This is a genomic window from Methylophaga thiooxydans DMS010 (genome assembly GCF_000156355.1).
Classification (GTDB): domain Bacteria; phylum Pseudomonadota; class Gammaproteobacteria; order Nitrosococcales; family Methylophagaceae; genus Methylophaga; species Methylophaga thiooxydans.
Window position 1 is genome coordinate 454,528 of sequence record NZ_GG657899.1, and the last position, 22,057, is coordinate 476,584.

Annotated in this window: 20 protein-coding genes and 1 tRNA gene; 14 read left to right on the forward strand and 7 right to left on the reverse strand. The window is 45.5% G+C overall.

Going from position 1 to position 22,057, the window contains the following annotated elements:
* Positions 1-62 precede the first annotated feature (62 nt).
* The 14 genes from uvrB to MDMS009_RS11115 all read left to right on the forward strand — a co-directional run bounded on the left by uvrB (position 63) and on the right by MDMS009_RS11115 (position 13,986).
* Positions 63-2,069, forward strand: coding sequence for an excinuclease ABC subunit UvrB (gene uvrB, locus MDMS009_RS11050; RefSeq protein ID WP_008291308.1), 2,007 nt, complete (start codon positions 63-65; stop codon positions 2,067-2,069).
* Between the two features lie 49 nt (positions 2,070-2,118).
* A tRNA-Val gene (locus MDMS009_RS11055) sits at positions 2,119-2,195 on the forward strand.
* Between the two features lie 70 nt (positions 2,196-2,265).
* On the forward strand, positions 2,266-4,191 hold the full coding sequence (thrS, locus tag MDMS009_RS11060) for a threonine--tRNA ligase (RefSeq protein ID WP_008291272.1): 1,926 nt from the start codon (positions 2,266-2,268) through the stop codon (positions 4,189-4,191).
* A gap of 3 nt (positions 4,192-4,194) precedes the next feature.
* A complete protein-coding gene (gene infC, locus MDMS009_RS11065; protein ID WP_081443621.1) occupies positions 4,195-4,713 on the forward strand; it encodes a translation initiation factor IF-3 in 519 nt (172 codons plus the stop codon).
* Between the two features lie 36 nt (positions 4,714-4,749).
* Positions 4,750-4,947, forward strand: coding sequence for a 50S ribosomal protein L35 (gene rpmI, locus MDMS009_RS11070; protein ID WP_007145589.1), 198 nt, complete (start codon positions 4,750-4,752; stop codon positions 4,945-4,947).
* A gap of 16 nt (positions 4,948-4,963) precedes the next feature.
* On the forward strand, positions 4,964-5,323 hold the full coding sequence (rplT, locus tag MDMS009_RS11075; RefSeq protein ID WP_008291239.1) for a 50S ribosomal protein L20: 360 nt from the start codon (positions 4,964-4,966) through the stop codon (positions 5,321-5,323).
* Between the two features lie 128 nt (positions 5,324-5,451).
* Entirely contained in the window at positions 5,452-6,468 is a 1,017-nt protein-coding gene (gene pheS / locus MDMS009_RS11080) for a phenylalanine--tRNA ligase subunit alpha (RefSeq protein ID WP_043888294.1), read from the forward strand.
* 18 nt (positions 6,469-6,486) lie between these two features.
* Positions 6,487-8,862 (forward strand): phenylalanine--tRNA ligase subunit beta, encoded by a 2,376-nt coding sequence (gene pheT / locus MDMS009_RS11085; RefSeq protein ID WP_008291659.1) that lies wholly within the window; start codon positions 6,487-6,489, stop codon positions 8,860-8,862.
* Positions 8,863-8,896: 34 nt separating this feature from the next.
* Entirely contained in the window at positions 8,897-9,193 is a 297-nt protein-coding gene (ihfA, locus tag MDMS009_RS11090) for an integration host factor subunit alpha (RefSeq protein WP_008291438.1), read from the forward strand.
* Positions 9,177-9,542, forward strand: coding sequence for a MerR family transcriptional regulator (locus tag MDMS009_RS11095; protein ID WP_008291620.1), 366 nt, complete (start codon positions 9,177-9,179; stop codon positions 9,540-9,542). The genes ihfA and MDMS009_RS11095 overlap by 17 nt, the downstream gene beginning before the upstream one ends.
* A gap of 276 nt (positions 9,543-9,818) precedes the next feature.
* Complete coding sequence (locus MDMS009_RS11100; RefSeq protein ID WP_008291465.1) at positions 9,819-10,448, forward strand: methylamine utilization protein; 630 nt, start codon at positions 9,819-9,821, stop codon at positions 10,446-10,448.
* Complete coding sequence (locus MDMS009_RS11105; RefSeq protein WP_237700518.1) at positions 10,426-12,789, forward strand: bifunctional diguanylate cyclase/phosphodiesterase; 2,364 nt, start codon at positions 10,426-10,428, stop codon at positions 12,787-12,789. Before MDMS009_RS11100 ends, MDMS009_RS11105 begins: the two co-directional genes overlap by 23 nt.
* Positions 12,737-13,564, forward strand: a complete 828-nt coding sequence (locus tag MDMS009_RS11110; protein WP_043888221.1) for a DUF3034 family protein — start codon at positions 12,737-12,739, stop codon at positions 13,562-13,564. Before MDMS009_RS11105 ends, MDMS009_RS11110 begins: the two co-directional genes overlap by 53 nt.
* On the forward strand, positions 13,564-13,986 hold the full coding sequence (locus tag MDMS009_RS11115; RefSeq protein ID WP_008291702.1) for a group I truncated hemoglobin: 423 nt from the start codon (positions 13,564-13,566) through the stop codon (positions 13,984-13,986). The genes MDMS009_RS11110 and MDMS009_RS11115 overlap by 1 nt, the downstream gene beginning before the upstream one ends.
* Here MDMS009_RS11115 and MDMS009_RS15870 read toward each other — a convergent pair.
* The 7 genes from MDMS009_RS15870 to MDMS009_RS11150 all read right to left on the reverse strand — a co-directional run bounded on the left by MDMS009_RS15870 (position 13,983) and on the right by MDMS009_RS11150 (position 22,056).
* Positions 13,983-15,419, reverse strand: a complete 1,437-nt coding sequence (locus MDMS009_RS15870; protein WP_008291416.1) for a sensor domain-containing diguanylate cyclase — start codon at positions 15,417-15,419, stop codon at positions 13,983-13,985. The genes MDMS009_RS11115 and MDMS009_RS15870 overlap by 4 nt on opposite strands.
* 102 nt (positions 15,420-15,521) lie before the next feature.
* Positions 15,522-16,979, reverse strand: a complete 1,458-nt coding sequence (locus tag MDMS009_RS11125; protein WP_008291406.1) for a bifunctional 2-methylcitrate dehydratase/aconitate hydratase — start codon at positions 16,977-16,979, stop codon at positions 15,522-15,524.
* Positions 16,980-17,008: 29 nt separating this feature from the next.
* On the reverse strand, positions 17,009-18,151 hold the full coding sequence (prpC, locus tag MDMS009_RS11130) for a bifunctional 2-methylcitrate synthase/citrate synthase (RefSeq protein WP_008291209.1): 1,143 nt from the start codon (positions 18,149-18,151) through the stop codon (positions 17,009-17,011).
* Between the two features lie 43 nt (positions 18,152-18,194).
* On the reverse strand, positions 18,195-19,085 hold the full coding sequence (gene prpB / locus MDMS009_RS11135; protein WP_043888222.1) for a methylisocitrate lyase: 891 nt from the start codon (positions 19,083-19,085) through the stop codon (positions 18,195-18,197).
* Between the two features lie 11 nt (positions 19,086-19,096).
* Complete coding sequence (locus MDMS009_RS11140; RefSeq protein WP_008291218.1) at positions 19,097-20,092, reverse strand: HpcH/HpaI aldolase/citrate lyase family protein; 996 nt, start codon at positions 20,090-20,092, stop codon at positions 19,097-19,099.
* 13 nt (positions 20,093-20,105) lie between these two features.
* On the reverse strand, positions 20,106-21,182 hold the full coding sequence (locus MDMS009_RS11145) for a MaoC family dehydratase (RefSeq protein ID WP_008291569.1): 1,077 nt from the start codon (positions 21,180-21,182) through the stop codon (positions 20,106-20,108).
* On the reverse strand, positions 21,175-22,056 hold the full coding sequence (locus tag MDMS009_RS11150; protein ID WP_008291380.1) for an HpcH/HpaI aldolase/citrate lyase family protein: 882 nt from the start codon (positions 22,054-22,056) through the stop codon (positions 21,175-21,177). Before MDMS009_RS11150 ends, MDMS009_RS11145 begins: the two co-directional genes overlap by 8 nt.
* Position 22,057: the final 1 nt, after the last annotated feature.

Below are 22,057 nucleotides of genomic sequence, written 5' to 3' on the forward strand. Positions count from 1 at the left end.
AACTCAGTAAATTAATAAACAACTCAGTAATATACGCCAAACCTAAACGATGCTAAAGACGTATGAGTAAACAATTTCAGTTAGTCAGTGATTTTTCTCCTGCCGGTGATCAGCCAGCCGCGATTGAGACGTTGATCGAGGGACTTGAGAACGGCGAAATGTGGCAAACCCTGCTGGGGGTAACCGGATCCGGTAAGACATTCACCATCGCCAATGTTGCGCAAGCAGTGGGCAGACCGATGATGGTCTTGGCACCCAACAAAACACTGGCGGCACAACTTTACAGCGAAATGAAAGAATTCTTCCCCAATAATTCGGTGGAGTATTTTGTTTCCTATTACGACTATTACCAGCCAGAAGCTTATGTTCCCTCATCGGATACGTTTATAGATAAGGACGCATCAGTTAACGAACAGATTGAACAAATGCGCTTATCAGCGACCAAGGCTATGTTGGAACGGCGTGATGCGATTATTGTGTCCAGTGTTTCGTGCATATATGGTTTGGGTGAAAAAGATGCGTACCTGGAAATGGTGCTACATTTGGTTCAAGGCGATGTGATAAGCCAACGCAACATCTTACGTCGCCTGACAGAGCTGCAATACACACGCAATGATATCGAACTACATCGAGGCACCTATCGTGTTCGAGGCGAAGTAATTGATATATTCCCGGCTGAATCGGAACGTGATGCGGTCAGAGTCGAGTTATTTGATGATGAAATCGAACAGATCAGTTATTTCGATCCCTTAACGGGTGAAGTCTTGCAGCGTTTGAGTCGCATCACCATTTACCCCAAAACCCACTATGTCACGCCACGTGACAATCTGTTGAAAGCCGTCGATGCCATCAAAGAAGAATTGCGCGAAAGGCTGGAGCATCTAAATTCACATGACAAGTTGGTCGAGGCACAGCGACTGGAGCAACGAACACGGTTTGATATCGAAATGTTGTTAGAGCTTGGCTATTGCAACGGCATCGAAAACTATTCTCGTCACTTGTCCGGTCGCGGTCCCGGTGAAGCGCCACCGACGCTGTTTGATTACCTGCCAAATGACGCGATTTTAGTCATTGATGAAAGTCACGTCATGGTGCCGCAAATTGGGGCTATGTATAAAGGTGATCGTTCTCGTAAAGAAACGCTGGTCAATTATGGCTTCCGCCTGCCGTCAGCATTGGATAATCGACCGCTGATGTTTGAAGAGTGGGAAAAGCTGGCACCGCAAACCATTTTTGTTTCGGCAACACCCAGCAAGTATGAAAATGAACACTCCAGCACTATTGTGGAACAGGTGGTACGTCCCACCGGTCTGGTTGATCCTCAGGTCGAAATTCGTCCAGTGGGCACACAGGTTGATGACTTATTATCTGAAATTCATAAGCGTACCGCGGTCAACGAACGTGTTCTGGTGACGACGTTAACTAAGCGAATGTCTGAAGATTTAACCGATTATCTGCGTGAGCATAATGTCAAAGTGCGTTATCTGCATTCTGATATTGATACTGTGGAAAGGGTGGAAATTCTTCGGGATCTGCGTCTGGGGGAGTTTGATGTCTTGATTGGTATCAACTTACTACGCGAGGGGCTGGATATTCCCGAAGTCTCGCTGGTGGCGATTCTCGATGCCGACAAAGAAGGGTTCCTGCGTAGTGATCGATCGCTGATTCAAACTATCGGCCGTGCTGCGCGTAACTTAAACGGTAGAGCCATTCTCTATGCGGACGAGATTACCGGCTCCATGCAGCGGGCAATGGATGAAACAGAGCGTCGACGTGAAAAACAGCTCGCCCATAACGAAGAGCACGGTATTACACCGCAAGGTATTAAAAAAGCGATTCGTGCGGGTATGGACGATGCGAAAGACAAAAAAGACAGTGATTATGCCAAGGTGGCAGAAGAGCAAGCTGAGTATGCTGCGCTGACGCCACAACAACTGGCCAAGCGGATTCAGAAGATTGAACAATCCATGTACAAAGCTGCGCAAAACCTTGAGTTTGAAGAAGCTGCCAAGCTGCGTGATGAGCTGGAGCATCTTCGCAGCGTCGCATTGGGGCCTGTTGCGGTTTAAAATGCTTGCAATCTATCGCTAGCTGCGTATAATTTCGCAGCTTCACGGCAGGCGCGTAGCTCAGTTGGTTAGAGCACCACCTTGACATGGTGGGGGTCGGTGGTTCGAATCCACTCGTGCCTACCAAAATTAAGCACCTATGGGTGCTTTTTTGGTTTTTAAGGCCCTTTGTATCGGTCACAACCAAGGACATACCATGATTTCAGTTACCCTTCCTGATGGCAGTCAACGCCAGTTCGATAACCCCGTTACTATTCATGATATTGCTGCTGATATTGGCACCGGTTTAGCGCGTGCTGCGCTGGCAGGCAAAGTCAATGGCACATTGGTTGATACCTCTCATGTTGTAGAACAAGACGCTGACGTAGCGATTGTGACTGAGCGTGATGAAGAAGGTCTGGATATCATTCGTCATTCCACCTCACATTTAATGGCGCAAGCGGTGAAGCAACTTTACCCAGAGGCGCAAGTGACCATAGGTCCGGTTATTGATGACGGCTTTTACTATGATTTCTCATATCCGGAAGCTTTCACGCCAGACGATCTGAATAAGATCCAAAAACGCATGGAAGAGATCGTGAAACAAGATCTACCGGTTGCACGTGAAGAAATTACTCGTGATGCCGGTATTGAAATGTTTCGTGACATGGGTGAAATCTACAAGGCAGAAATCCTTGAAGATATTCCTAAAGATGAAATCTTGTCTGTGTATCGTCAAGGCGACTTCGTTGATTTATGTCGTGGACCTCACGTACCTAATACAGGCAAACTCAAAGCCTTTAAGTTAATGAAGTTGGCGGGAGCCTACTGGCGCGGTAATTCAGACAATGAAATGCTGCAGCGGGTTTACGGCACAGCCTGGCAAGACAAAAAAGCACTGAAACAATATCTACATCGTCTCGAAGAAGCAGAGAAACGCGATCATCGTAAAATCGCGAAGAATTTAGACTTGTTCCACTTACAGGAAGAAGCAGCAGGCATGATCTTCTGGCATGACAATGGCTGGCAGATTTACCGTGTCGTGGAAAACTACATCCGTGATGTGTTGCGTGATAACGACTATCAGGAAGTGCGCACGCCGCAGGTTGTGGATCGCACTCTATGGGAAAAGTCAGGTCACTGGGATAAGTTTGGTGACATGATTTTCAGTACACACTCGGAAAATCGTGACTATGCGGTTAAACCGATGAACTGTCCGTGCCACATTCAAATCTTTAACCAAGGTTTGAAGAGTTACCGTGACTTACCATTGCGTATGGCCGAGTTTGGCTCTTGTCACCGCAATGAACCGTCAGGCACATTACATGGTTTGATGCGTTTACGCGGATTTACCCAAGATGATGCGCATATTTTCTGTACAGAAGATCAAATTCAGTCAGAAGTGGCAACATTTATCGAATTACTGCATGAGGTCTATGCAGACTTTGGATTTAACGAAATTATCGTTAAATTATCGACTCGCCCTGAGAATCGTGTCGGTAGTGATGAGGTCTGGGATAAGGCTGAAAAAGCGCTGGAAGATGCATTAAATGCAGCGGATCTTGACTGGGAATTACAGCCGGGTGAAGGGGCGTTTTATGGCCCGAAAATTGAGTTTTCACTGAAAGATTGCCTGAGCCGTGTTTGGCAGTGCGGCACCATTCAGGTTGACTTCTCGATGCCGGGTCGCCTTGATGCGCACTTTGTCGCGGATGATAATAGTAAGCAAGTTCCCGTCATGCTTCATCGTGCCATTTTAGGGTCACTGGAACGTTTCATCGGTATCCTTATTGAGGAGTATGCTGGAGCCTTTCCAACATGGCTTGCACCTAAGCAAGTGATGGTGATGGGAATCAGTGATAAGCAGTCCGAATATGTGCAGAAAGTTGCCAAGGATTTGCAGAAACAAGGATTTAGAGTCGATACGGACTTGAGAAACGAGAAGATTGGCTTTAAAATACGCGAGCATACATTGCGCCGCGTCCCATATTTGATAGTTGTTGGTGAACGCGAAGCACAGGATAACGCCGTGGCAGTACGTACTCGTAAGGGCGAAGACCTAGGTGCAATGCAACTTGAGGACTTTGTCGGCTTGCTTGAGAAAGACGTCGCTCGCCGCGGTCGAATTATTTTAGAGGATTAGAACATCGCTACAGATCAAAAACGGCTGAATGGTGAAATCACAGCCAAAGAAGTTCGATTAACTGCTGCTGATGGTGAGCAACTCGGTATTGTTCCGTTAAAGGATGCAATTCAAAAAGCTGAGGAAGCAGAATTAGATTTGGTGGAAATTGCCCCACAGGCGAAACCACCGGTTTGCCGTATCATGGATTACGGCAAGTTTTTGTTTGAAGAGAGCAAGCAGAAAGCGCAGGCTAAGAAAAAACAAAAACAAATACAGGTTAAGGAAGTTAAATTCCGACCTGGCACAGAAGAAGGGGATTATCAGGTAAAACTACGCAACCTGATACGTTTCCTAGAAAGCGGGAACAAAACTAAAGTCAGTCTCCGATTTCGTGGCCGTGAAATGGCGCATCAGGATTTGGGTCTTAAGTTACTTGAAAGAGTGGCGGCAGATCTCGATGAACTGTCAAGCGTTGAGCAACGGCCTAAGAAAGAGGGGCGTCAAATGATTATGGTTTTGGCCCCAAATAGTAAAAAATAAACTTACATAATAAATCAATGCGGAGTTGATTAAATAATGCCTAAATTAAAAAACCATAGCGGTGCTGCAAAACGTTTTAAACGTACCGGCAGCGGTAAATTCAAGCGCTCACAAGCTTTCACTAGTCACATCCTGACCAAGAAAAGCACTAAACGTAAGCGTCAACTGCGTTCTACGCTGACAATCTGTAAAGCAGATCACATGTCAGTGCGTAAAATGCTGCCTAATCTGTAATTAAGGGGAATTTCCGATGCCTAGAGTAAAACGCGGCGTAACAGCGCACGCACGTCATAAAAAAGTTCTTGATCAAGCGAAAGGTTATTACGGTCGACGTAAAAACGTCTATCGTGTAGCGGTTCAAGCTGTCACCAAAGCTGGCCAATATGCCTATCGTGATCGTCGTCAGAAAAAACGTAACTTCCGCACTTTGTGGATTGCCCGTATCAACGCGGCAGCTCGTGAATGTGGTTTGTCATACAGCCGCCTGATCGATGGCCTGAAAAAAGCGTCAATCGAAATCGATCGTAAAGTACTGGCAGATATTGCTGTACACGATGAAGCGGCATTCGCAGCCATTGCGGAAAAAGCTAAAGCAGCATTGGCTGAGTAATATCGCTTTTAAAAGCGATAATAGCTATTTTGCTGTTATTAAGTCGAAAAAGGGCCGCCACCACGGCCCTTTTTTGTTTCTGATGTTGTTCCTCAGACGGGGGTTATATGGCTGAACTGGCATCACAGTTGCAGGCTCTTGAAGATATTGTTGCGACTGCAAAACAAGCTGTCGCCGCTGCACAGGATAATCGCGCCTTAGACACTGTGCGCGTTGAATACTTGGGTAAAAAAGGCAAAATTACTGCCTACCTCAAACAGCTCGGCAATGTCGGTGTTGAAGAGCGTCCGGTCATTGGTAAGTCAGTCAATTTGGCAAAACAGGAAGTGGCGGGACTGGTTGAGTCACGCACCAAAACGCTTGCTGATGCCGCTATGGAAGCGGCGCTAAAAGCTGAAACCGTTGATGTGACCTTACCGGGTCGTAATAGTGATGTAGGTGGTCTGCATCCTGTCACCCGTACCCTTCAGCGAATTGAACGTTATTTCCGTGATATAGGCTTTGATGTCGCCGAAGGACCGGAAATAGAAGACGGTCATCATAATTTCACTGCGCTTAATATCCCTGAACATCATCCGGCGCGTGCGATGCACGATACGTTTTATTTTGATGCCGATAAATTATTGCGCACGCATACCTCACCGGTTCAAATTCGAGTGATGGAAGAGGAACAGCCACCTTTACGTCTTATTGCCCCCGGTCGTGTCTATCGCTGTGATTCAGATCTGACTCATACGCCGATGTTCCACCAGGTGGAAGGCCTGATGGTTGATGAAAACATCAGCTTCACTGATCTGAAAGGCGTGTTGTCAGACTTCTTGCAAGCCTTCTTTGAAAAGCCCTTGAAAGTGCGTTTCCGTCCTTCATATTTCCCATTCACTGAACCGTCGGCAGAAGCCGATATTGAATGTGTGATCTGTGGTGGTGAAGGTTGTCGTGTCTGTAGCCATACGGGTTGGATTGAAATTCTCGGCTGCGGCATGGTTCACCCGAATGTGTTTAAGCACGTCAATATTGATAGTGAAAAATATCTCGGCTTCGCGTTTGGTTTAGGTGTCGAACGAATGGCGATGTTGCGATACGGCGTTAACGACTTACGTCTTTTCTTTGATAACGATCTACGTTTCCTGAAGCAGTTTAGTTAATCGGCGGGATAAGAAACAATGAAGTTTAGTGAAAAATGGTTACGTGAATGGGTTAATCCTTCCTTATCCACTGATGAATTGGTTGAAAAACTAACGAATGCCGGACTAGAAGTTGATGCCGTTGAACCAGTCGCTGGTGAATTTAACGGTGTCTTAATCGGCCAAGTTAAAACCGTTGAGCCACATCCTGATGCAGATAAGCTGCGTTTGACCAAAGTTGACGTTGGTGCTGATGAATTATTGGAAATCGTTTGTGGTGCCAGTAATGTTCGGGAAGGCTTAAAAATTCCGGTTGCTGTGATTGGTGCAGTCTTGCCAGGAAACTTTAAAATCAAGCAAGCCAAATTACGTGGCGTGCCTTCGTTTGGCATGTTGTGCTCATCAAAAGAGCTCGGCCTGACAGACAGTGCCGATGGCTTAATGGAATTGGCTGATACTGCTCCCGTTGGTATTGATATTCGTGACTATCTCGATCTGGATGATGTTGCGATCGATATTGATTTAACGCCTAATCGGAGTGATTGTCTTGGTGTCGCCGGTGTTGCTCGAGAAGTCGGCGTTTTAACATCGACCGATGTGTGTGCTGTGAATAACACTGATGTTGCTGCGTCAACAGATAGCGTCTTTCCTGTAGTAGTTGAAGCTCACGATGCCTGTCCGCGTTATTTAGGCCGTGTCATTGACGATATTAATCCACAAGCTGAAACGCCATTGTGGATGTATGAAAAGTTGCGTCGTAGTGGTCTTCGTAGTTTGGGGCCTGTGGTCGATGTGACTAACTACGTGATGTTGGAACTGGGTCAGCCCATGCATGCGTTTGATCTGGATAAGTTACAAGGTCAGCTCACGGTTCGTCATGCAAGATCCGGTGAAAAGCTCACCTTGTTAGACGCTCAAGAGATTGAGTTGCAGTCTGATACCTTACTTATTGCTGACGATAACGGTCCATTAGCCTTAGCTGGCGTCATGGGGGGGCTGGACTCTAGTGTGACGGCTTCTACCACCAAGCTGTTCTTGGAAGCGGCGTTCTTTGCACCAGAAGCGATTGCAGGTAAAGCAAGAAGCTATGGTTTGCATACAGATTCATCACATCGTTTCGAACGTGGTGTCGATACTGCGTTGGCAAAACTTGCTATTGAAAGAGCAACCGCATTATTACTGGATATTGTGGGTGGTAAAGCTGGTGCTGTAACAGAAAAGTCCAGTGAGTCGACGCTACCACAGCCGGCATCTATTCATCTTCGTGAAGCCCGTATTGCACGCGTTCTTGGCATCAATTTGGATGAAGCACAGGTTGAAGAGCAATTAAGCCGTCTGGGTTTAGTCTTGAACCGCGTGAGTGATGGTTGGCAAGTGACCGTACCCAGTTTCCGGTTTGATCTGGCCATCGAAGTTGATCTGATAGAAGAATTAGGTCGCCTGTATGGCTATGACAAGTTACCCAAAACACGCCCACAAGGCACGGTACTGACGACTAACATTACTGAAAAAGCGACTCAGTTAGAACGCCTGCAAAACGTCTTAATCGATCGCGGCTATTATGAAGCGGTGACGTATAGTTTTGTTGAACCCAAAATGCAGCAATTACTTGCGGAAAATGAGTTGGACCCGATTAAATTGGCTAATCCGATTTCAGCTGATTTATCGGTGATGCGCACATCGCTCTGGCCGGGGTTGGTTCAAGCATTGGTTTATAATGCTAACCGCCAACATGAACGCGTTCGTTTATTTGAAGTTGGACGCGTGTTCAAAGGCAACCTTGAAAACATAGAACAGCACCGTCAAATCGGTGGCCTGATTTATGGTGATCGTTATCCTGAACAATGGTCACAAAAACAACGTGAAGTGGATTTCTTTGATGCCAAAGCTGATGTTGAAGCCTTACTGAGCATAGCGGGGGGAGACGTTCGCTTTGAGGCTGACACTCACCCAGCGCTTCACCCGGGCCAGACTGCCCGCGTTTATAAGAATGGTGATGCTATTGGTTGGTTGGGAGCCATTCACCCGAAATTGAATAAGTCGTTAGATCTTAACGGTAAAGTTTATGTCTTCGAGTTAGGTCTGTCTGCGGTACTAGCTGCACAAGTACCTGAGTTTGAAGCATTATCTAAATTCCCGGCAATTCGCCGTGATTTAGCTTTATTAGTTGACAATTCTGTGACAGCAGGTCAAATTGAGCATTGCCTGAGCAAGAACGATTCTGATATTCTTAAGTCATTTCAACTATTTGACGTCTATAGTGGAGATGGAGTCGAGCACGGCAAGAAGAGTTTGGCTGTGGCATTCCACCTTCAACATGCTGAGCGTACGCTCACTGACGAAGAAGTTGATGCTCTGATAAAAACTGTGACAGAAACGCTGGAACAATCTGTTGGTGCGGCGATAAGATCATAAGCTGTTAATAATAAAAGAAGAATTTGAGGTACACATGGCACTGACTAAGGCCGATATGACGGAACAATTGTACGACGAGCTGGGTTTTAACAAACGTGAAGCAAAAGAGCTTGTTGAGATGTTCTTTGAGGAAATTCGCTCTGCATTGGAAAATGGTGAGCAAGTGAAATTATCGGGATTCGGTAATTTCGAATTGAGAGATAAAAGTGAACGGCCTGGTCGTAACCCCAAAACCGGTGAAGAAATTCCCATCTCGGCACGTCGCGTGGTGACTTTCAGACCCGGACAAAAACTGAAAGCAAGGGTGGACAATTATGCTGGAAGCGAGTAACAACAACGAATTACCGCCTATTCCGGGGAAACGTTACTTCACAATTGGTGAAGTGAGCGAGTTGTGCGGCGTTAAACCGCACGTTTTACGCTATTGGGAGCAAGAGTTCTCACAACTTAAGCCGGTCAAACGTCGTGGTAACCGCCGCTACTATCAGCGTCATGACGTCGTTTTGATTCGTGAGATTCGTGGCTTGCTCTATGAGCAGGGCTTTACGATAGGTGGTGCCAGACAGCAACTTGGCACAACAGGGGATGTGAAAGCAGCAACTGTCACATCGAGTGATCAAAAAGACCTGGTTCGCGAATTACTAAAAGAGCTCGAGGATTTACGTACGCTGCTTAATTGATCAGTTTAAAGATATCAATGAAAAAGCCGTTACATGATTATGTGGCGGCTTTTTTTTTCCTCAAAAAAAACCTTATTTTTTTTTCCTCAAAAAAAACCTTATTTTTTTTGACCGTATCGAGTTGTTTTTTTGCTGAGTAGTCAAGTCAGGCAATTAAATACAATGGTGTTTGCATCAACCCGTTATGATGCATAGTATTAACTTGGTTAGCAGACAACACCAACAAATGGATGCAGCATGCGACATAGCTATTTTTATCTGAAGTTCGTTTTTTGTTTGAGCTATTTTCTAGCTGTTTCAGCCTACGCACAAAATGATTACACCTTCTACGTCACCGATAATAAGGGGCTGCCATTAGCTGATGTCATTATTGAGCCTGACTTAGCGGCAGTTACGAATGCTACTGCTGACGTTGCTATCATCGATCAGATTGATAAACAATTTATACCTCAGCAAATCCTTATAGAAACTGGGCAACTTGTTGATTTTCCCAACAGCGACAATATTCGCCACCATGTTTACTCGTTTTCAAAGGCCAAGATGTTTGAGTTGAAACTCTATGCTGATACACCGGAATCCCCCATTCAATTTCCCGAACATGGCGTCGTTGTACTGGGCTGTAATATCCATGACTCGATGATTGGCTATATCTTTGTTTCAAAATCTACTCAGTCAGTGATGACAGGAGATAGGGGTGATATATCGATACAGAGTGAGCAAGCAATCAAACAGATCAATGTTTGGCATGCCAACAACGTAGCCGGTCCTGAAACATTAATGAACATAGAGCTGGATACTTTAAAGCAGGATGAGAACGGTCGCTATCTGATTAAAATTGACATCATCCCACCAGCACCAAGAAATAGCTTTGAGGATACCTTTGGTGGACTTTCTCAACAGGATTAAATTACGAAACAAGATTTTTCTGCTGTGTGTTGTTCTGGTCATGTCCACCACCATCGCCGTGCAGATAAGCTCGTGGTATGGCAGCAACCGCTATAACCAACAGCAGCTAAATCAACAGACTTCCAATGCTAAGCAGGTGCTTGAACAGTATTTGTCATCTCAGGAAAGACTGCTCGTAACAGCAGCAAATGTTTTAACCGCTGACTTTGGTTTTCTTCGTGCGGTAGCAACATCCGATATGCAAACCATCAATAGTGTTTTGCACAATCATAGCGAACGAATTCAAGCAGATATGATGTTGTTGACCGATATGTCTGGCAACGTCACCGTATCCAGTCAAATGGGAGAGGGGCTTACAGAGAAACTGACTAAGGATTCGGTTCAAAGGCTTATTGAGAATCCAGCAAAAAGTTTTTTTGCGACTGTTGGAGAGCATGTCTATCAATTGATTCTACTGCCGGTCAAAGCGCCGCATGTGATTGCATATAGTGTTATTGGTTTTGAGATTGAGCAGGATACGGTCAAGGAACTAAAGTCCTTAACAGGCCTTGATATTAGTTTTTATCAGGGCGACACGCATTTATTGAGTAGTACATTTAGAATGACGAGTTACAAGGCTTTTCATGATGCTTTACAAGCTCAAAGCTCGCCGTGGCTATTTATAGACAGACCAGCATTTCTGACTGAAAAAATTGAACTTCGCTCGGCTAACAACGCCCCTGTTTTTGTGTTGTTAATCAGTAGCCTGAAACCGTTATACAAACAATACGACGAGATAGTATTTCACAACACATTGTTAGCAATTATCGCTGCTATTATTGCGAGCATTTTAAGTATTGTGTTTGCTAAAACCCTGACTGTCCCATTATCCAAGTTAGGTCAATTAGCGGAATATTATGCAAAAGGCGATTACCTCAAAAATATTGAGTTACGTGGTGGTGAAGAAATTCTCAATCTGCAAAAGTCTTTTCGGGAGATGGGGTGGCAGATAAAGCAACGTGAGGATGAGATCAGTTATCAAGCGACACACGATATTCTGACAGGATTGATGAATAGCCATACCTTACAAAAACAATTACAAAACTATCTTAAGCCTAACCAAGAATTACTTTTAGTTGCTTTCAATATACATAACTTCAGGCAAATCAATGATCGATTAGGTTCAGATATTGCCAATGCATGTTTGAGGATGATTTCAGCAAGGCTTAAAAGTATCAAAACCGTTGATATCCAATTGGCTGCACGCATGGAAGGCGTCGAATTTTTTGTCATACTTAGTCCGCTTTCTGGTCATAGCCCTAATCAAGTTGTGGAGATGTTTCTGACAGAATTAGAAAATGATTTTGTTGTCCTTGATTTGAATATCAAACTCGATTTGAATGCAGGCATTACGTTATATCCTGAACATGGTGTGCATTCATCAAAAATGCTTCGACGAACCTCAATCGCACTTGATGCCGCCAGAAATGGAAAACAACGTATTCATTACTATGAAACGGGAGAAGATGAAGCGCACTTACAACGGATATCAATGATAGAGTCACTTCGGAAAGTGTTGCTTGAGGGCGGTAAAGGCGAGCTTTTTTTGGTGTACCAACCAAAACTCTCAATCAATGATAAACAGTATATAAAAACGGAAGCGTTAATTCGCTGGAGACGCGAAGACAACACCTTTATTTCGCCAGAAGTATTTGTAAACTTGGCTGAAGAGGCGTCATTGATTGTCGATTTGACAAACTGGGTGGTTAGAGGCGTTTTGGAGCAGGTACGACAATGGCACTCAGATGGCTTATTCATCGGTGCCGCAATTAATGTATCAGCGCAGGATTTGGCGAGTTCACATTTCGAAACATTTATCAGCGAAACATGTGCCGGCGTTGGCGTTTCTCCGAGTTATATTACGATAGAGATTACAGAGAGAGACATCATGCACGATGAGGCATCTGTGGTGATGTCATTGCGTAGTCTTAGTAGAATGGGCTTTGTTATCGCAATTGATGACTATGGTATTGGACAGTCTTCGCTGTCGAAACTTAAGGGATTACCCGTCGATGAAATTAAGCTAGATAAAAGCTTCATTATGCACTTAGATGAGTCACCCAAAGATCAATTAATTGTTAAATCAACCATCGAATTAGCTCATGGCCTTGGATTTGAAGTTGTGGCTGAAGGTGTTGAAAACGAGGCGAGTCTCGAAATCCTTAAGCAGTATCACTGTGATCAGCTTCAGGGCTATTATTTTAGTAAACCTATCGCAGCAGAGGCTGTGAGTGAGTGGCATAAAGATCATGTTGAAAACAATACTATTACTGGCAGCGTTGGTTACGACCAGCGCGGTTAATGCGGCTGACGGTAAACTCATTGCCACACCCGGTGTCTCTCAGATTGAGGGGGCAGCCGGTGGCGGTCTTGTGCCTTGGGCGCAGTTAGCAGGCTATGCCAGTCGTGATGAGATTGCTATTAATGCCTTTTGTAGTCATGGCAACGTGGATGATTTTAAGCTAGATGTCTGTGGTGCACAGCTCAATCTGTACGACCGACTTGAACTGTCGATAGCAGAACAAGAGTTTGATGTTGAGGCATTGGACTTACGAATTCGGCAACGGGTGTTGGGTGGGAAAATACGGCTTTATGGCGACTTGGTATATAGTCGTTGGCCTCAAGTCAGCCTTGGTATTCAATACAAGCAACTGGATGACGCCTTGGTAGCTAACTTACTGGGCGCTGAAAAAGACAGCGGTACAGACTACTATTTAGCAGCCAGTAAATTACATCTAGGAGCCGTTGGTGGTCTTAATTGGTTATGGAACGTCACCGGTCGTTATACCGAAGCAAATCAAATTGGCTTGCTGGGTTTCGGCTCGGAAGACCATGATCATGAGCTGATGCTGGAAGCATCAACGGCACTGCTATTTGGCCGTCACCTAGCCGTGGGGGTTGAATATCGTGAAAAGCCTGACAATCTGAGCTTAAAAGAGAATGACTGGAAAAGTCTTTTTGTTGCCTGGGTACCTAACAAATATGTCAGCCTCACGGCAGGCTGGCTTGATTTAGGTGAAATTGCTGGCATTGATGATCAGGATGGGCTCTACTTCTCTATGGTGGGCAATTACTAATGTTGAAAAAATGCTTTTCCTATTGTGCTGCGTTGCTGTTGTTAACAGCTTGTGCCACATCAACAGAAAGAACCTTATACAACAAACTGGGTGGTGAGCCTGGAGTAGAAAAAATCGTCACTAATTTAGTGCAAAATATTGGTCATGATGAGCAAATCTTTCATTATTTTGCCGAGGCCAATGTGACGCGATTTAAAGAACACCTTGCTTGGCATTTGTGTGACATTAGCGATGGTCCCTGTACCTATACCGGCGATACCATGCAGTTAATTCATGATGGCATGACCATTAATGAACGTGATTTTAATCATATGGTGGATTTGTTGATTGAAGCGATGTATGAGGCCGATGTGCCACATCATATTCAAAATCAATTATTGGCTCGCCTAGCGCCAATGAGGAAAGATATTATCTATCGTTAAAGAATTGTTTCAGCGTTAAGTGTGCCATTTTTGTAATGGTTGATGGTGATTTGATTACGTCCATTGTCTTTGGACGCATACAAGGCTTGATCGGCCCACTCGACAAGTTCTTCTGGTGTTAATAGCCTGGCGTACTGATTAAAATCAATGAAGCAAGCACCGATGCTTATTGTTAGCGGGATCAGCTTGTCTTTATACCTAAAAGGCTTTTCAGAGATAGTCTTTTTAAGACGTATTAAGGTTTCATGACCAACCTCGCGTGACATCGAGCAGGAAATAATAAACTCTTCACCACCAAAGCGACCAATCACATCATATTGCCTCAAAGCACGTTTTAACCGATTTGCCACTTCTATCAGAATGGTGTCACCAGCACTATGACCATAATTGTCATTAATGTCTTTGAAATGATCGATATCAAGCAAGGCGACAAGTAATGGTTTTTCAGTTCGGTAACACTCGATGAGCATGCGGTAGCCAAGTTCATTGGCGGTAATACGATTATGTATGCCTGTTAGATGATCATAACTGGCTCGGCGTAACAGTTTCTTATGCAGACGTTGCAAGGGCATAAACATGCGTCGGGATAAGACCATGCTGAGCAGAAAGATAAATACGACGAGTAACAAAGTCACGCCGACGAGCGTCTGACCGAAACAATCGAATCTGCTGTGAAATTCTGTTAAGTCTGCTGACATAAAAAGTTTTACATCATAAGGCGGTGGTGATTCGATATCGATCTGCTTGTTAATCAGCTGTTGCCGTTTCCAGAAAGGTGCAGAAGGTTTTTGTGTTGGAGAGTCATTAATGACTTGATTGGCAATGTTGGATGTACTGAGCAAATAACCTTTATCTTTTGAGTGCAGAGTAAGATCGAGCCCGGTGATTAACTTGATATGTTCCAGCCGATCTTTATTGATAACTTTGCCAGCGATAGCATAGCCGATAATGTGAGGCGCTTTAATGGGGGATTGATATAAACGGTAAAAACCATTGGTCAATGCCATCACTCTCGGTTCGGTCGGCTTTTTCATCATGATGGAGAAGATTTTTGATGCTTCTTTAGCGGGAATCAAATTGCTGTAATCAGCTAAAGGTTTGCCATTACGGTCAAACACCAACAATAAATCAAGGTCAACACGCTGTGCATGATTCTCAAGCATACTGGCGATGGTGGCGGGATCGTCATCAGCGATGGTGCGTTTAAAACCATAGTCCGAGAGAATACCCGTGACTGAGGTCATTTGTTCAGCTTGTTGAGCGGCAAGAAAACCTTGCAGATAGTAATCAGCACGTGTGATCTGAGCTTGGGCAACTTCGTGGCTATATTGCTTACCTACCCACCAAGCACTCATCAAAATAGAACTTGTAGTGATAGTGATAACAGCAATACAAAACCAGAATATGGGGCGGGTAAAAGAGAGCACCTTCATGCTCGTATTAGCATCAACATAAGCTGATGCTAATACGCCAGAGCATGACTGGCAATCCCAAATACTTCTGTTTTTGTTAAATCACATTGACATGGTGCAAGGTTAGATCTGCAACATGTCAACAAACTCATCTACAGGCATGGCTGATAGTTTGGCTTCGTCCATGCAAACGCTCAGGATTGTGTGTTGTTGTTTGGCTGGAAAGCGGCGTGCCAAGTTGATTTCGAACTTTTTAATCAGCTCTGGAATACCTTCATTTCGACGTCGACGATGGCCTATCGGATATTCAACAGCAATATTGTCACTGCTCGAACCATCGTTGAAGAACAGCTGAATTGCATTGGCAATGGAGCGTTTTTCAGGGTTGAGGTAATCTTGGGTATAGTCAGGTTTTTCAACGCACTGCATCTTATCTCGCAACGCATCAATTCGTGGGTCGGCAGCAACATTATCTTCATAGTCTGCTGCTGTCAGTGAGCCTTTAAGTAGACCAACTGCGGTCATATATTGAATGCAGTGATCCCGATCGGCAGGATTATCTAATGGCCCTTGTTTATCAATAATTCGGATAGCGGATTCATGTGTTGTAATCACGATCTTATCGATGGCGGCGATTTTGTCGACAGTATCGATCTTATCTTTTACCTGAGGATGCAGCTGAAAAGCAGATTCAACTGCTGTTTGAGCATGGAACTCAGCCGGAAATGAAATTTTAAACAATATATTTTCCATTACATAACTGCTGTATTGGCGTTGAAATTGAAAGGGTTGGCCTTTGAATAACACATCATAGAATCCCCAGCCTTTGGCGCTTAGAGCAGTGGGGTAGCCCATCTCACCTTTCATGGTCATCATCGCTAAACGTACAGCACGACTCGTCGCATCACCCGCCGCCCATGATTTACGTGACCCCGTGTTGGGGCTATGACGATAGGTGCGTAAGCTTTGCCCATCGACCCAGGCATTGGATACGGCGTTGATAATGTCTTCTTTACTCCCACCCAATAAGCCAGTCACAACTGCCGTGGAAGCAACTTTCACTAACACCACGTGATCCAGTCCTACACGGTTGAAGCTGTTTTCTAATGCTAAAACGCCTTGAATCTCATGGGCTTTTATCATCGCAATCAAGACATCACGCATGGTGATAACGGGGTCACTGTCTTTACGCGTTCGTGACAAATAATCAGCGGTTGCCAGAATGCCACCAAGATTATCTGAAGGATGTCCCCACTCAGCAGCAAGCCAGGTGTCATTGAAGTCCAGCCAGCGCACCATGGTACCGATATTAAAAGCGGCCAAAATAGGATCAAGCTGAAACTGCGTGCCAGGAACTTTGCTGCCATTGGGTACGATTGTGCCTGGCACGACAGGGCCTAAAAGCTTGGTACACGCCGGATATGAAAGGGCTTCGAAACCACAGCCCAGTGTATCCATCAGACAATAGCGTGCGGTATTTAATGCTTCTTGACTGGTAATCAGGTGATCTGACACATACTCGGCGATATCAACCAGCACCTGATCGGGATCAGGACGCACATTAGAAATAGCAGATGACATAAGGTTTCCTTTAAACAATAAATTGAAGATCAGTCACGCTCATCAATAGCAACGTAAGGGCGATCTTCTGGCCCGGTATATTCAGCATTGGGGCGGATAATCTTGTTATCGATACGTTGTTCGATGACGTGTGCTGCCCAGCCGGTAATACGGGAAATAACAAATATAGGGGTAAAGAAACTGGTGGGAATGCCCATCATGTGATAGCTGGATGCACTGTACCAGTCGAGGTTTGGGAACATATTTTTCTCACGCCACATCACTTGTTCGATGCGCTCAGAGATTTTAAATAAGTTCATATTATTGCCATCTTCACATAAGCGTCTGGATACTTCTTTGATGGCGACATTCCTTGGATCGGAAATGGTATAAACCGGATGGCCAAAGCCGATGATGATTTCTTTATTAGCCATGCGCTGCATGATGTCAGCTTCGGCATCATCGGCTGATTGATAGCGTTGTATGATTTCCATCGCGGCTTCATTAGCACCACCGTGCTTGGGGCCACTGAGGGCACCTATCGCACCGGTGATCGAGGAGTAAATATCAGCTAGCGTACCGGCAACCACACGAGCGGTGAAAGTAGAGGCATTAAATTCATGTTCAGCATAAAGTACCAGTGATTCATTCATTGCTGCGGTGTGTAATGCCGAAGGTGGTTTGCCATGCAACAAGTGGAGAAAGTGGGCTGCAATGGAATCATCATCGGTCTCCAGTTCAATGCGTGTGCCGTTTAAGCTGAAATGGTGCCAGTAGAGCAATGCTGAGCCGAAACACGCGATCATACGATCAGCAATATCACGTGCGCCTTGTGCAGCATGATCCGCGGCTTCCGGTTCTAGCGTGCCTAACATGGAACAGGCGGTTCGCATTACATCCATCGGGTGAGCCGTTGCTGGTAATTGTTCCAGTACCAGCTTTAAGGCATCAGGAATGTGCCGAAGTTGTCTCAGCTTAGCTTTATACGTGTCGAGTTGCTGCTGATTCGGTAGTTGACCATGAATGAGCAAATAAGCGACTTCTTCAAAGTTAGATTTAGCTGCTAAATCAAGAATGTCATAGCCGCGGTAGTGGAGATCGTTACCACTGTGGCCTACGGTACAAACGGCGGTTGTGCCAGCAGAAATTCCTGCCAAAGCAACGCCTTTTTTCTTTTTTTGAACTTGAGTCATGCTGTTCTCCCAGCAGAGTCTACTGCTTGCTAATGTTTCGTTATCATTTATGGTCTTTTTCGTTGTTGAATAATTGATCCAGCTTTTGTTCGTAAGCGTGGTAATCAAGATAGTCATAGAGTTCGTTACGTGTTTGCATTGAATCGACAACGTGTTGTTGCGTGCCGTGTTCACGTATCGATTGATAAACATTGAGTGCTGCCTGATTCATTGCCCTGAAAGCAGATAGGGGGTATAGCACCAAGCTGACATCGTGATCAGCAAGCTCATCGACAGTAAATAATGGGGTACTGCCAAATTCGGTAATGTTGGCTAAAACAGGTTTGTTTACGGCTTTGGCAAATTGTTTGTACATCGACAAATCGGTAATTGCTTCCGGGAAAATCATATCGGCACCGGCTTCCACACAAGCGCAAGCACGATCAATCGCTGATTGCAGGCCTTCAACTGCTAAGGCATCGGTGCGGGCCATAATCACAAAGTCAGGATCCGTTTTGGCATCCACCGCGGCTTTGATGCGATCCACCATTTCAGTCTGACTGACAATGGCTTTATTGGGGCGATGACCACAACGTTTGGCTTGAACTTGATCTTCGATGTGTACCGCCCCGGCACCGGCGCGAATCATCGCTTTGATCGTGCGAGCAATATTAAAGGCGCCACCAAATCCAGTATCGATATCGACCAACACCGGTAACTCAGTGACATTGCTAATGCGTTCAACGTCGGTAATAACGTCTTCCATGGTGGTGATACCCAAGTCTGGTACGCCCAGCGAACCTGCGGCAACACCGCCACCGGATACGTAAAGGGCTTTATAACCGACACTGTCTGCCAGGCGGGCATGGTAGGCATTAATCGCGCCCATGACTTGTAAGGGTTGCTCATCGATTACAGCTTGTCTAAAGCGGGCACCTGCTGAAGGTAAACTCATGGCGAATCCTTTTAGAAAAATGCGTTTTCAGCGTCAACGGGAAGTTCTACACCGGTTTGTTTGGCACGTTGTAGTAATGCCCAAAAATAACGGTAGGTGGCGCGATCATGTAACTCACCTTCGTATTGAATTGGGCCCCAGTCGGCCTGTTGTGCTGCGATTAAAATATTGGCAGCTACAACCACTTCGCTATAATCGGGCTTCATGGCATCTACAATGGCTGATATTTGAGTGGGGTAAATGCTCCACATTCTTAAAAAACCAAATTCATGTCTGGCTCTTGAAGCATCCGATCGGGTCGTTTCTTGGTTTTTTAAATCGAGTGTCACGTTGTGAGCAGGTACGACGCCATTGGCTAAGGCCGCAGCCACGACTTCAGATTTGGCACGAGCAAGCAGGCGGTGATCAAACTGACCGGGGCTGCGCATGGCTGAGGCAGCAATAGCACCATGGTGGGCACTGACAAAATCCATCAGACCAAAGTCCAGCACCTGTACCCAATCGAGTGCGGCAATCTCATACACATCACGTAAAGCACCATGCGTCTCAATTAATACATGGATGGGGATGTCACGTTCAATCCGGTTCTGTTGCGCCACTTTTTTGATGTAGCCAATCATTTCAGTCACCTGAGCCACGCTGGTTGCTTTGGGGATGGTGATATAAGTCAACACATTACCGGCACCAGCAACCAGAATATCCACATCCTGTTTCCATGCATCATGTGTGTAATCATGGATACGTGCGCCAGCCATGTTGTGTTTATTGGCTTCAGAATTAAGCACGCGCACGATCATTTCGGCGTGCTCTTTCTCAGTGCCAGCTGCAGCACCATCTTCGCAGTCGCAGGTGATATCAAATACCGGTCCAATCGTGTCTTGGAATGAGAGCGCCTTGGTGATGAGCTTTTCGTTGCCTGCAAAATGCTCACAACTGGGAATAATGGGAAAGGCTTCTTCACCTTCAAATAAAGCCTGGCTTGGGTGCGTCATATTGGTGTTATTCATTGGCTTTTCTCTTTTATTTTGACTTGCGCGGCATTAATACGGTGTAGTCGAGGTCGAGCACGACATTGGCGTGATAGCGTTGTTTGCCATCTTCCTCGATATAAGTAGATTCGAGACTGTCAGCGGTTTGATTTTTCAAGCCGACCATTCGCAAACGAAGTGCGCCGATGTCTTCACGGCCAGGGATTTCCCATTTTTCCAAGACTTCTGTCCAGGTATAAAAAGTATCACCACCAAAGCTGGGGTTGGCGTGTGTCCCGGCGTTGATAGCAGCGATAAATAGCGCATTCTCAAGACCGTCGTAACTCAATGCACGACAGATTGAAATAACATGGCCGCCATACATCAACCGTCTACCAAATGCGCTGGATTGCATGGATAGGTCGTCAAAGTGTAGCTTGGCGTTATTCTGATACAGTTTGGTGGCTAAGGTATGGTCACTATCATCCACGGTCATACCCGCAGGATGATTGAGCCTTTCACCTACTTTAAAATCGTCCCATAGCCGTTGAGAGCCAGTCACCGCCGTATCAAAGCTATTAGCATCGAGATCAGCTGGAATGATTAAATCTTCAACCGCTACTACGTTGTCGAGTGATGGAATGTGTGTTTCTGGTGTGGTGACATTTAAATCTTTCTTGTGGACCATGACCCAACGCACCCAGGATAGAACGGCTTTGTGGTTCTGATTAAAGCTGGTAGAACGCACATAAACAATGCCATTTTTACCACTCGATGTTTGTTTCAGACCAATCACTTCAGTTTGTGTGGTCAAGGTATCACCCGTATAAACCGGATGACTGAATTTGATTTCGGCATAGCCTAAGTTCGCAACTGCATTGACGGAAATATCGGGCACGCTTTTGCCAAAGGCAATATGAAATGTCAGCAAATCATCAATTGTTTTATCAGCAAACCCTAAAGCATGTGCAACGGGTTTAGCACAGTGTGCAATATGTCGTGAGCCCGTTAAAGCGATATAGAGTGCAGCATCACCCTCAGTGACAGTACGGGGGGTTGCATGAATAATAGTCTCGCCGAGTTTGAAGTCTTCAAAGAAGCGACCTTGATTGAATGGCGTTTTACTCATTATCCAACTCCAAATCAGTAATCATCTGGCTGAGCTCGAGGAACCGTTTGGCTGCAGTCACATGGTGGTGCTCTACCAGTTTGCCATTAACCAAAACGGTTCCTCGTCCTGCGGCATTCGCGGCAGTGAGTGCTTCGATAATTTCTTTGGCGTTTTCGACTTCAGCCGGTTTTGGCGTATAAGCGTCATTGGCGTAAGGAAGCTGGAAAGGGTGGACCAGTGATTTGCCGTCAAACCCCATATCACGACCAATCCGACAGGCATATTCAAATGCCTGCATATCTTTCAGATCGCTGTGGATACCATCAATAACGGCACGGCCATACGCACGTGCTGCCAGAACTACCCATGACAGACTCGTGCGAATAGCGGTACGTTCAAGCGTGGGTCTGGCGTGGAGATCGGAGATTAAATCTGAGGTTGCCATGACCATACAAGCGATACGATCGGAAGATTTTGCTATCTCTTCTGCGTGTAAAACAGCCAGTGGACTCTCGATCATCACCATGATTGGCGTGGTGTGATCGCCAGCTTGTTCCAGAGCTTTGATACCGGCAAATACATCTGTATCGTTCTCTATATTAGATAGCAAAATAGCGTCAGCCCCCAGATTGGCGACAGCGTTAATATCGTCATAGCCCCAGTCTGAGTCGAGGTCATTAACACGTACAACGACCTCTCTATTGCCATAGCCCCCCTGTTTCAGGGCATTAACCACATTGTCACGAGATGATTCTTTCGCCGACAACAGGATCGGGGCGCCGAGATCCAAAATAATGGAATCAACCTGAAGGCTGCGGGCCTTTTCCAAGTAATGCGGGTTACATCCCGGTACATATAACATTGAACGGCGTGGCCGGTAATAATTATTCATG

Excerpts from the sequence above, each read along its gene's own strand:
- MDMS009_RS11110 (WP_043888221.1), top strand. The coding sequence starts at position 12,737 with ATGTTGAAAACAATACTATTACTGGCAGCGTTGGTTACGACCAGCGCG.
- rplT (WP_008291239.1), top strand. The coding sequence starts at position 4,964 with ATGCCTAGAGTAAAACGCGGCGTAACAGCGCACGCACGTCATAAAAAA.
- MDMS009_RS11125 (WP_008291406.1), bottom strand. The coding sequence starts at position 16,979 with ATGTCATCTGCTATTTCTAATGTGCGTCCTGATCCCGATCAGGTGCTG.
- prpC (WP_008291209.1), bottom strand. The coding sequence starts at position 18,151 with ATGACTCAAGTTCAAAAAAAGAAAAAAGGCGTTGCTTTGGCAGGAATT.
- MDMS009_RS15870 (WP_008291416.1), bottom strand. The coding sequence starts at position 15,419 with ATGAAGGTGCTCTCTTTTACCCGCCCCATATTCTGGTTTTGTATTGCT.
- uvrB (WP_008291308.1), top strand. The coding sequence starts at position 63 with ATGAGTAAACAATTTCAGTTAGTCAGTGATTTTTCTCCTGCCGGTGAT.
- pheT (WP_008291659.1), top strand. The coding sequence starts at position 6,487 with ATGAAGTTTAGTGAAAAATGGTTACGTGAATGGGTTAATCCTTCCTTA.
- rpmI (WP_007145589.1), top strand. The coding sequence starts at position 4,750 with ATGCCTAAATTAAAAAACCATAGCGGTGCTGCAAAACGTTTTAAACGT.
- thrS (WP_008291272.1), top strand. The coding sequence starts at position 2,266 with ATGATTTCAGTTACCCTTCCTGATGGCAGTCAACGCCAGTTCGATAAC.
- MDMS009_RS11115 (WP_008291702.1), top strand. The coding sequence starts at position 13,564 with ATGTTGAAAAAATGCTTTTCCTATTGTGCTGCGTTGCTGTTGTTAACA.
- MDMS009_RS11140 (WP_008291218.1), bottom strand. The coding sequence starts at position 20,092 with ATGAATAACACCAATATGACGCACCCAAGCCAGGCTTTATTTGAAGGT.
- MDMS009_RS11150 (WP_008291380.1), bottom strand. The coding sequence starts at position 22,056 with ATGAATAATTATTACCGGCCACGCCGTTCAATGTTATATGTACCGGGA.
- MDMS009_RS11145 (WP_008291569.1), bottom strand. The coding sequence starts at position 21,182 with ATGAGTAAAACGCCATTCAATCAAGGTCGCTTCTTTGAAGACTTCAAA.
- MDMS009_RS11095 (WP_008291620.1), top strand. The coding sequence starts at position 9,177 with ATGCTGGAAGCGAGTAACAACAACGAATTACCGCCTATTCCGGGGAAA.
- prpB (WP_043888222.1), bottom strand. The coding sequence starts at position 19,085 with ATGAGTTTACCTTCAGCAGGTGCCCGCTTTAGACAAGCTGTAATCGAT.
- ihfA (WP_008291438.1), top strand. The coding sequence starts at position 8,897 with ATGGCACTGACTAAGGCCGATATGACGGAACAATTGTACGACGAGCTG.